Origin of the sequence: Rhodoplanes elegans (assembly GCF_016653355.1) — a bacterium.
GTDB lineage: Bacteria > Pseudomonadota > Alphaproteobacteria > Rhizobiales > Xanthobacteraceae > Rhodoplanes > Rhodoplanes elegans.
Window position 1 is genome coordinate 1 of record NZ_NHSK01000262.1, and the last position, 7231, is coordinate 7231.

The window sequence follows — 7231 nt, forward strand, 5'->3', positions numbered from 1 at the left end:
TCGAGCGCATGCCGGCGCCCGAGCCGCAGAACGCGGCGCCGCCCACCGCCCCGACCAATGGCGGCCGCGGCGGCTGGCTCTCCGACCTCCTGAGCCGCGCCTCGCAGGACGACGACGACGACCAGCCGCTGCGTCGCGGCGGTGAGGGTCGCGGGCCGCAGCAGGTTCCGGCGCCGCGCGGAGAGGCCCCGGCCGACGATCGCGGAACCCGCTACACGATCGAGTCGCTCGACGCGCTGTCGGTCGACATCGCCCGGATGATCGATCACGACGCCGCCGCCGAGCTGTGGGACCGCTACAATCGCGGCGAGCGCAACGTGTTCTCGCGCCGGCTCTACACCCCGCAGGGCCAGAAGACCTTCGACGAGATCCGCAAGCGCTACCGGGCCGACCGGGAGTTCAAGCAGACCGTCGATCGCTACATCGGCGAGTTCGAGCGGCTGCTCGAGGAGGTCTCGCGCAACGATCGCGGCCAGGTCGTCGCCCGGACCTACCTGACCTCCGAGACCGGCAAGGTCTACACCATGCTGGCCCACGCGGCCGGCCGGTTCGACTGAGGCGGCGCGACGAGACACGAACGCGAGGCGTCCAAACAGTCGTGACAAGCGACAGGACGAAAGGCGGCGCCCCCGGACGCCGCCTTTTTTCGTGCGGTGCTGTCTTATGCGACGGGAGCGGCAGGGCTCGCTTCGTGCCCCGGACGCGGTGCAGCGCGCAGCGGTGCACCGCAGCGCCGGGGCCCATCGGCCTGGCGGTGGAGGTTCAGGTGGCTACGGCTACGGCTGCGGCGCGAGGCCCCTGAGTCCCGGTTCACGGCGCGTCGCGCCGCGCCCGGGACACGAGGCTCCTGCCGCCCTGAGAAATACGGCCGCGCATCTGGATCGCGTCCATCCTCATGGTGAGGAGCGCTCCGCAGGAGCGCGTCTCGAACCATGCGGCCCCGACGCCGAGGCCTTCGCCCTTCAAGACGCCCGCTTCGCGGGCTCCTCGGGGTGAGGACGGATGACTATTCGCTTCGAGGCGGGCGGATCGGCGGATCGCCCGCCCCCTGCCCTAACGCGTGGCGCGACCGGCGGGTTGGGCGGGGGCGCCGCCGAACAGGAGGCGGCTCGGGTTCTGGTCGATGTTCTTGACCGCCTGCTCGAGCGTCGAGATGGCGCGCCGGCCGTCGACCGCGAGGCGCTCCCATTCGCGCAAGCCGGTCTGGCTGAACCGGGTCAGGCCGCTCGACATCTGGCCGATGTTCTTGTCGAGATTGTCGGCGAGCGTGCGGATCGAGCGGGCCGCCGCCGCGACGTCCTCGAGCTTGTTCTCGGCGCCGGTCATCACCGCCTCGGCCTTCGCGACGATGCGGTCGATGCGCTCGGAGTTGTCGGCGAGCGTCTGGGTGAAGGACTCCATGTTCCGCAGCGTGTTGCGGAACGACGCCTCGTTGTCGGCGACGAGCGAGTCGAGCCGACGCAGCACGCTGCGGGCCGCCGAGGTGACGTCCTGCCCGGCCGTGAGGTCGGCGCGCAGGATCGGCGGGTCGAGCACCGGCGCGGTCGCGGAGGCGCCGCGCAGCGACACCGAGGCGAAGCCGGTGAGGCCCTGGAAGTCGAGACCGACATGGGTGTCGGTGCGCAGCGTCACGGCGCGATCGACAGCGATGCCGACGATCACCTGGCGCGGCGCGTCGGGATCGATGCGCACCGTCGTCACGTCGCCGACCCGGATGCCGTTGAACAGCACCCAGGAGCCCGGCCGCAGGCCGGAGACGGCGCCCTCGAACACCACGTCGTAGCGCTTGCGGTCCGTGCCGCCGGGCGGCGCGCTGAACCAGTAGACGAACGTGAAGGCGCCGACCACCACGGCCAGCGTGAACAGTCCGACCAGGATGTAGTTCGCTCGCGTTTCCATCGTCGACCTGCCCCGCCCTCGAACCCGCCCGTCCCCGAACCCGTACCCGTCTCGTCCGTCCGCGGCGCGCGCCGCGCTATTCACCGCCGGTCAGGCGACCGCGGCGGCGGGGCCGACCCGCGACCGCACGCCCCGGAAGTAGGACCGGATCCACGGATGATCCGACGCCAGCATGGCATCCATCGGGCCGACCGTGACGACGGTCCGGTCGGCCAGCACGGCGATCCGGTCACAGACCGCGTGCAGGCTGTCGAGATCGTGGGTTACCATGAAAACCGTGAGCCCCAAAGTCTGCTGCAGGGTCTTGATCAGGCTGTCGAACTCGGCGGCGCCGATGGGATCGAGCCCGGCCGTCGGCTCGTCCAGGAAGACGATCTCCGGATCGAGCGCCAGGGCGCGGGCGAGCGCGACGCGCTTGATCATGCCGCCCGACAGTTCGGACGGGATCTTGTCGCAGACGCTGGCGTCGAGGCCGACCATCTCCAGCTTGGCGATCGCCACCTCGTCCATCAGCCGGCGCGACAGCGCGAGATGCTCGCGCATCGGGAACTGGACGTTCTGCAGCACGGTCAGCGAGGAGAACAACGCGCCCTGCTGGAACAGCACGCCCCAGCGCCGCTCCAGCGCCCGCCGCGCCCGTGCGCCGAGCCGCGCCGGATCCTCGCCGAACACCGCGATGGTCCCCGAGCGCCGCGGCAGCAGGCCGACGATGGTGCGCAGCAGCACCGACTTGCCGATGCCCGAGGCGCCGACGCAGCCGAGGATCTCGCCGCGCGTCACGTCGAGCGAGACGCCGTCCAGCACGGTCGCGTCGCCGAACCCGCTGACCAGGTCGCGCACGCCGATGACGATTTCGGTCGAGGGCGCCAGCATGGTCACATCCCGATCGTCGCGAAGAACATGGCGAACAGGCCGTCGAGCCCAATCATCAGGAAGATCGACTTCACCACCGAGGCGGTGGTGTGCAGGCCGAGCGACTCGGTCGAGCCCTTCACCTGCAGGCCCTCGACGCTGGCGACGACGCCGATGACCAGCGCCATGAACGGCGCCTTGATCATGCCGACCGCGAAGTCGTCGAGCGAGATGGCGTCGTGCAGGCGCGACAGGAACACGTCGGGGCTCATGCCGCCGTACAGCCAGCACACCAGGAAGGCGCCGTAGAGCGCCGCCATCGAGCCGATGAAGCTGAGCGCCGGCAGTGCGATCACCAGCGCGGCGACGCGCGGCAGCACCAGGATCTCCAGCGGATCGAAGCCCATGGTGCGCAGCGCGTCGGTCTCCTCGCGCATCCGCATGGCGCCGAGCTCGGCCGTGTAGGCGCTGCCCGAGCGGCCCGCCACCATGATGGCGGTCATCAGCACGCCGATCTCGCGCAGCACCAGGATGCCGACCATGTCGACCACATAGGTGTCGACGCCGAAGCGGCGGAAGTGAAACAGCCCCTGCTGCGCGATGATGCAGCCGATCAGGAACGTCATCAGCAGGATCACGGGCACGGCGCGCCAGCCGACCCGGTCGAGATGATGCACCGTCGAGGTGAGGCGGAACGTCCACGGCATCGCGGCGGTGCGCAGCGCGACGAGGGTCAGCTCGCCGAACATCTGGACGATCAGCAGCAGGTCGCGGACCAGGCCGACGACCGTGGCGCCGAGCCGGGCCAAGGCCTCGGCGATCGGGTTCGGCCGAACCCGCGCCGGCGGCGTGCGGTTCGCGGTGTGGACTACGTCGACCAAAGTGCGATAGCGCGCCGGCAGGTCGACGACGGCCGCCTCGCGGCCGCTCGCGTCGAGGCTGCGCACCAGCCGCTCAAGCAGCCACGCCCCGAAGGTGTCGAGCCGCTCGACGCCGGCCATGCGGATCTCGACCCGGCGGCTCTCGGCCGGCACGCCGCGGGCACGCCGCAGCGCGGTCTCGACCAGGCGCTCGAGCTCGCCGGCCCGGTCCGCCGTCCACGACCCGGCGGCGGCGAGCGCTAGCCGCCCGTCCGTGACGCTGGCATCGAGCAGGCGGTCGCTCATCGCAGGCTCCGGGGGCGCGATACGGGATCCTCCCGATTCGCCGACCCCGATACTTGACACCGCAGCGCCGGCCTGTCGAGGTCCGAACGAACCGCATCGGGGCCGTTCCATGGCATTGAAACTTTCAGCAACATCAGAAACTTGGCCGATCGCCGGGACGTTCACGATCAGCCGCGGGGCGAAGACCGAAGCGTGCGTCGTCGTCGCCTGCGTGTCGGACGGGACACACCTCGGACGCGGCGAATGCGTCCCCTACCCGCGCTACGGCGAGAGCGTCGAGAGCGTGCTGTCGGCGATCGAGGCGATGGGGCCGATGCTGGCGGCCGGTCTCGACCGCATGGCGCTTCAGGAGGCGATGCCGGCCGGCGCGGCCCGCAACGCGATCGACTGCGCGCTGATCGACCTCGACGCGAAGTGCGCCGGGGTGCCGGCCCATGTGCTGCTCGGCCTGCCGGCGCCGCAGCCGCTCACCACCGCCTACACAATTTCGCTCGGCACGCCCGAAGCGATGGCCGCCGCAGCCGCCGCCGCGGCGCATAGGCCGCTGCTCAAGGTGAAGCTCGGCGGAGGAGACGATCCGGCCCGGATCGCCGCGGTGCGGGCCGCGGCGCCTGCCGCCACCCTGATCGTCGACGCCAACGAGGGCTGGACGCCGGCCGACCTGGAGACGAACCTCGCCGCCTGCGCGGCGGCCGGCGTGCAGCTCGTCGAGCAGCCGCTGCCCGCCGCCGCCGACGCAGCGCTCGCCGCCGTGGCGCATGCGGTGCCGGTGTGCGCAGACGAGAGCGTGCACGACCGCGCGACGCTGGCGCAGCTCCGCGACCGCTACGACGCCGTGAACATCAAGCTCGACAAGACCGGCGGTCTCACCGAGGCGCTCTGCGTCGCCGCAGAGGCCCGCGCGCTGGGATTCGAGATCATGGTCGGCTGCATGGTCTCGACCTCGCTTGCCATCGCGCCTGCCGTGCTGGTCGCGCAGGGCGCGGCCTTCGTCGACCTCGACGGACCACTCCTGCTTGTGGACGACAGGCCACACGGACTGGCCTTCGACGGCAGCATTCTCCATCCCGCTACCCACGTGTTGTGGGGCTGACATTTTCCGGATTGAGGGAACAAACCTCGGCAGGTACGAATCCTGCAAGGCCGATCCGGGGGGACGGCTTTCACGGGGGAATGGAGCATGCGGATTGCAGCCTTGTGCCTCGGCGCGGCGCTCGCCGTGGGAGCCATCATGCCGGCCGCCGCCGACGTTCTGATCACGTCCGACACGGGCGGCATGATCGGCGACTACGTCTCGCGCTGGCAGCGCGTCCGCCAGAGCGGCGAGCGCGTCGTCATCGACGGCACCTGCCTGTCCGCCTGCACCATCGTGGTCGGCATGATCCCGCGCGACCGCCTGTGCGCGACCCGCAACGCGGCGCTCGGCTTCCATGCCGCCTGGCTGCCCGACCAGACCGGCCGCCGGGTGACCAGCCCGGTCGCCACCCGGGCGCTGTGGGGCCTCTATCCGGGCAGCGTGCGGCGCTGGATCGCCCAGCGCGGCGGCCTCACCCCGAACATGCTGATGATGCGCGGCCGCGATCTCGCCGGCGTGGTGCAGCCCTGCGACGGCGCAGTCCGGCGGGTCGCGTCGGCGCCGCGGCGAGCCGCAGCGCCGCAGGCGCGCAGCTATCGCCGGGCGACCAGGGCGATCGCGACGCCGGCCGTCGCCGAAGCCGCCATGGCCAGATAGGCGAAGCTGCCGAAGGCCGTCACCAGGAGCCCGGAGACGCCCATCGTCCCGGCGAACACGACCGCGACGGCGCTCGCATAATCGCCCTGGGCCGTGGCGCCGCGGTGCGCCTCGGCGAGGAAATGCATGGCGCCGAGATGGGCGGCGCCGAACGACAGCGCATGCAGGCCTTGCAGCGCCGGCAGCAGCACGGCCGGCGGATCGAACGCCATCACGGTCCAGCGCAGCACCGCGCCGACGCCGCCGAGCACCAGGAGATCGACCGGACGCAGCCGCGCCGCGACCCGGCCCGAGAAGGCGAACAGCACGATCTCGGCCACCACGCCGATCGCCCACAGGACGCCGATCTCGAGCCCATCCAGGCCCTTGGCGGCCCATTGCAGGCTGGCGAAGCCGTACAGCACCGCGTGGCTCGCCTGGATCAGGCTCCCCGCCGCCACCACGGCGACGAACCGGGCCGACCGCCACGGGTTCGGCCGCGCAACCGCCGGGCTCGCCCCTTCGGGATGCGGAACGAGCGGCCGCAGCAGGCTCGCCGTCACGGCGGCGACGACCAGGGCAGCGGCGAGCGACCACACGACGTTTGGCGGCCCGAGCCGCTCCAGGAGCAGGCCGCCGGCCAGATTGGCGACGATGAAGCTCACCGAGCCCCACATCCGCACCGGACCGTAGGCGCGGCCGCGCTCGGCCAAGCCCCTGAGTGCGAAGGCGTCGGCGAACGGCAGGATGAGGGCCTGGGTGATCGAGGCCGCCGCATAGGCGGCCAGGATCGCCGGAAAGCCGTGCGACTGCTCGAGCAGCACGAAGGCGGCGACCGTCACCCAGCAGGCGACGATCAGCGGGCCTTTCAGCCAGCCGCGCTTGTCCGCGAGGCGGGTCGTCAGCGGCACCACCACGGGCCGGGTCGCCATGGCGAGCGCCAGGACGAGGCCGATCTCGCGCGCATCGAGCCCGCGGTCGGCGAGCCACACCGGAAGGAACGGGAGCTGGATGCCGGCGAAGACGAAATAGGCGGCGTAGAACGCGCCCATCCGCCGGGCGAAGCCGTCGTCCGGCAAAGTCCTGTTAAGTAAAGGCATCTCGCGGATTGCGCTCCGGTGGCGAGTCGGGCAGAGCTTTAGATCGCGGTCGCCGAAGTGGAAACCGGTTTCGCGTCCGGCCCCGCTCCACGCTTCGCCCCGGGACTCGAGACCCGCGGGCGAGTTCGGTTCTTGCCGGTCCGAGCCTTTCCGGTTCGACGAGTTCCGATCGCACCGGGTGACCATGTCCGACGCGCTCTCCGCTTACCCGCCGAACCCGGATCCCGATCCGGACGAGACGCCGTCGCCGACCGAGGTCGAGTATGCGGCGATCGCCGATGCGTTGGCCGAGACGAGGCGCGGGCGCTGGTTCCTGGAGGAGCACGCACGGCGGACCCGGCTGGAGGAGATGGACCTCCTCGCCCTCATCCTCGGCCGCATCGAGGTCGCGGTCGCCGATTTCCGCGACGAGACGGTCGCCAAGCTGGCCCAGCCGGCCGTGCCGCCGACGCTCGTCGACACCCTGCCGAAGGCGCTCGGCCGGATCGAGGAGCGGCTCGCCG

Annotated in this window: 7 protein-coding genes and 1 pseudogene; 4 read left to right on the forward strand and 4 right to left on the reverse strand. The window is 71.5% G+C overall.

Annotated features, from left to right (window positions below; genetic code table 11):
- Positions 1-557, forward strand: a 557-nt coding sequence (locus CCR97_RS27885) for a hypothetical protein (RefSeq protein ID WP_201160087.1), incomplete at its 5' end; no start/stop codon positions are given.
- 496 nt (positions 558-1053) lie between these two features.
- On the opposite strand, the gene CCR97_RS27890 is transcribed toward CCR97_RS27885, so the two are convergent.
- The 3 genes from CCR97_RS27890 to CCR97_RS27900 all read right to left on the reverse strand — a co-directional run bounded on the left by CCR97_RS27890 (position 1054) and on the right by CCR97_RS27900 (position 3917).
- Entirely contained in the window at positions 1054-1899 is an 846-nt protein-coding gene (locus CCR97_RS27890) for an MlaD family protein (RefSeq protein WP_111355496.1), read from the reverse strand.
- Positions 1900-1989: 90 nt separating this feature from the next.
- Positions 1990-2772, reverse strand: coding sequence for an ABC transporter ATP-binding protein (locus tag CCR97_RS27895; RefSeq protein ID WP_111355497.1), 783 nt, complete (start codon positions 2770-2772; stop codon positions 1990-1992).
- 2 nt (positions 2773-2774) lie between these two features.
- Positions 2775-3917 carry an ABC transporter permease gene (locus CCR97_RS27900; RefSeq protein WP_111355498.1) on the reverse strand — a complete coding sequence of 381 codons (1143 nt, stop codon included), beginning with the start codon at positions 3915-3917 and terminating at the stop codon, positions 2775-2777.
- A gap of 109 nt (positions 3918-4026) precedes the next feature.
- Between CCR97_RS27900 and dgcA the strand changes: the two genes are divergently transcribed.
- Positions 4027-5010, forward strand: a complete 984-nt coding sequence (gene dgcA / locus CCR97_RS27905) for an N-acetyl-D-Glu racemase DgcA (RefSeq protein WP_111355499.1) — start codon at positions 4027-4029, stop codon at positions 5008-5010.
- An 87-nt stretch (positions 5011-5097) separates the two neighbouring features.
- A complete protein-coding gene (locus CCR97_RS27910; RefSeq protein WP_111355500.1) occupies positions 5098-5649 on the forward strand; it encodes a hypothetical protein in 552 nt (183 codons plus the stop codon).
- On the opposite strand, the gene CCR97_RS27915 is transcribed toward CCR97_RS27910, so the two are convergent.
- Positions 5586-6728: an MFS transporter gene (locus CCR97_RS27915; RefSeq protein ID WP_170145687.1), complete on the reverse strand. Its 1143-nt coding sequence runs from the start codon at positions 6726-6728 to the stop codon at positions 5586-5588. The two genes, CCR97_RS27910 and CCR97_RS27915, sit on opposite strands and share 64 nt — an antisense overlap.
- Before the next feature lie 178 nt (positions 6729-6906).
- Here CCR97_RS27915 and CCR97_RS27920 point away from each other — a divergent pair.
- Positions 6907-7231, forward strand: a pseudogene (locus tag CCR97_RS27920) (hypothetical protein); the annotation flags it as partial.